This window comes from Streptomyces coryli (genome assembly GCF_011044975.1).
GTDB classification, from domain to species: domain Bacteria; phylum Actinomycetota; class Actinomycetes; order Streptomycetales; family Streptomycetaceae; genus Streptomyces; species Streptomyces coryli.
The window spans coordinates 1-2533 of the sequence record NZ_JAAKZV010000480.1; the positions used below are offsets into that span (position 1 = coordinate 1).

General features: G+C 69.7%; 2 protein-coding genes. Both read left to right on the forward strand.

Features of this window, described 5'->3' with window-relative positions; translation table 11 throughout:
- On the forward strand, nt 1-932 hold a 932-nt coding region (locus tag G5C51_RS41455; RefSeq protein WP_165246032.1), incomplete at its 5' end, for a 2-hydroxyacid dehydrogenase.
- A gap of 65 nt (nt 933-997) precedes the next feature.
- A complete protein-coding gene (locus tag G5C51_RS41460) occupies nt 998-2467 on the forward strand; it encodes a purine-cytosine permease family protein (protein WP_165246034.1) in 1470 nt (489 codons plus the stop codon).
- The last annotated feature ends 66 nt before the right edge of the window (nt 2468-2533 follow it).

Below are 2533 nucleotides of genomic sequence, written 5' to 3' on the forward strand. Positions count from 1 at the left end.
GGCCCCACACCCCCTTCGCCCCAGTCGCCGAAGTCAACGAGGCCACCGGCACCGAAGGCCAAATGATCGAAGCCCTCCAAGGCGCAGGCGCCCGCATCTGCGTCACCCACCTCGCCCCCCTCACCGAGCGCATCCTTGGCGCCTGCCCCGACCTCGAACTCTTCTGCATCAGCCGCGGCGGCCCGGTCAACGCCAACCTCGAGGCAGCCACCCGCCACGGCGTCGCCGTGACGTTCGCCCCCGGCCGCAACGCCACCGCCACCGCCGAGCACACCCTCGCCCTGATCCTCGCCGCCGCCCGCGGCGTCGCCGACGTGCACACCGACCTCAAGCGCGGCATCTGGCGCGGCGACTACTTCGACTACGACCGCTGCGGCATCGAGATCGAGGGCTCCACCGTCGGCCTCATCGGATACGGAGCCGTCGGCAGCCGCGTCGCGAAGGCCCTCGCCGCCATGGGTGCGAACATCCTGGTCCACGACCCGTACACCGACCCGGCCGCCCTCACCGCCATCGGAGCCGAGCAGGTCTCCCTCGACGATCTCCTCACCCGCTCCCGCATCGTCTCCCTCCACGCCCGCGTCACCGACGAGACCCGCGGCATGATCGGCCGCAAGGAGCTCGCCCTGATGCCGAAGGGCTCGGTCCTCGTGAACTGCGCCCGCGGCGCCCTCATGGACTACGCCGCCGCGCAGGACGCCCTCGCCTCCGGCCACCTGGCCGCCGCCGGCTTCGACGTCTTCGACGAGGAGCCGCCACCCGCCGACTCCCCGCTGCTCACCACCCCGGGCGTCGTGCTGACCCCGCACATCGCCGGCGGCAGCCGCGAAGTGGCCCACAAGGCGGCCCGAATCGTGGCAGGCGAGGTAGCCCGCTTCCTCAAGGGTGAGCCGCTGGCACACTGCGCGAATCCGGAGGTGCTCGTTTCGTAGTTCAACAAAATGTGTGGGCCAGAACACCATGGTCATCTTCCACGCAACGCGCGTAGAGTCCCACCATGACCAACGACGCTCATGCCCCCACTCCCGCGGAGGAGACCGTAGAAAGCCGCGGTATCGAGCCCGTCCCGGACCACGAGCGCCGCGGCCGCGTCCGCGAGCTCTTCCCCACCTGGGTGGCCGCCAACATCAGCGTTCTGCTGCTCACCATGGGCGCCTCCCTGGTGATCGCGAACGGCCTGAACTTCTGGCAGGTCCTGGCCGTCGCCGCGATCGCGTCCGTCGTCTCGTACGGGATGGTCGGGGTGCTGTCGATCTCCGGCAAATGGGGCGGGGCGCCGGGCGCGATGCTGTCCCGGGCGGCCTTCGGCGTCCGCGGCAACTACTTCCCCGGCATGATCCTGTGGGTCGCCCGCTTCGGCTGGGAGACGATCAACGCGGTCAGCGGCGCGTACGCCGTCCTCACCGTGCTGAAGCTGCTGTTCGGCATCGAGTCCAACAACGCGCTCATCGTGATCACGCTCCTGGCCTTCGTGGCCGCGACGTACCTGCTCAGCGGTCTCGGCCGGAAGTGGCTGAACATCTGCAACAAATACGCCACCTACGTCTTCAGCGCCTTCAGCCTCCTCGTCCTGGCCTACCTCATCGCCGAGATGGACTGGGGCAAGATCTTCTCCCAGAGCCCGGGCAGCGCCGCCCTCATGGTCGCCGGCATCGGCACCATCGCCGCCGGCGGCATCAGCTGGGTCCCCACAGGCCCGGACTTCGCCCGCTATCTCCCGCACTCCGCACCCGGCAAGCGCATCGTCGCCACGACCATCGGCGGCGCCGCGCTCGTCCTGGTCCCCATGGTGGTGATGGGCGGCGTCATGGCGGTCTCGCACCCCGAACTGGCGAACCAGAACACCGACCCGATGTCGTTCCTCGGCGACACCCTGCCGATGTGGCTGGCGATCCCGTATCTGCTGACCGCGCTGCTCGGCATGGTGATGATCAACAGCCTGTCGATGTACTCGGCCGGCTTCACCGCGCAGACCATGGGCGTCAAGCTGCCGCGGGCGCTGGCGGTGAGCATCAATGCCGCGATCAGCCTCGTCGGCGGCCTGTTTATGATGCTGGTGGCGAAGGACTTCGTCGGGCAGTTCATCACCTTCCTGACGCTCCTCGCCGTCTCCTTCTCCGCCTGGATCGGGGTCTACGGCATCGACATGCTGCGACGCCGCAACAAGCCCGTCCGCTACGACGGCGACAGCCTGCTCAACATCAGCCCGAGCAGCCGCTACTGGTACAAGGGCGGCTTCTGCTGGCAGGCGCTGACGGCCTGGGCCGTCGCCCTCCTGGTGGGCCTCGCGCTGACCAAGGTCAGCTGGTTCACCGGCCCGCTCGCCACCACCTGGCTCGGCGAACACGGGCTCGGCTGGGCCTGCACGATCGTGGTCGCCGCCGTGATCTTCGCCGTGCTGCCGGCGCCGCGGGAGAACGAGCCGGCGGCACCCGACCCCGCTCGCGAGCCCGCCCCGGTGTCCTGACCGGGCGCCTTCCACCGCGGCATCACCCGACGGGGGTGAGCGGGAGCATCCCGCCCACCCCCGTCG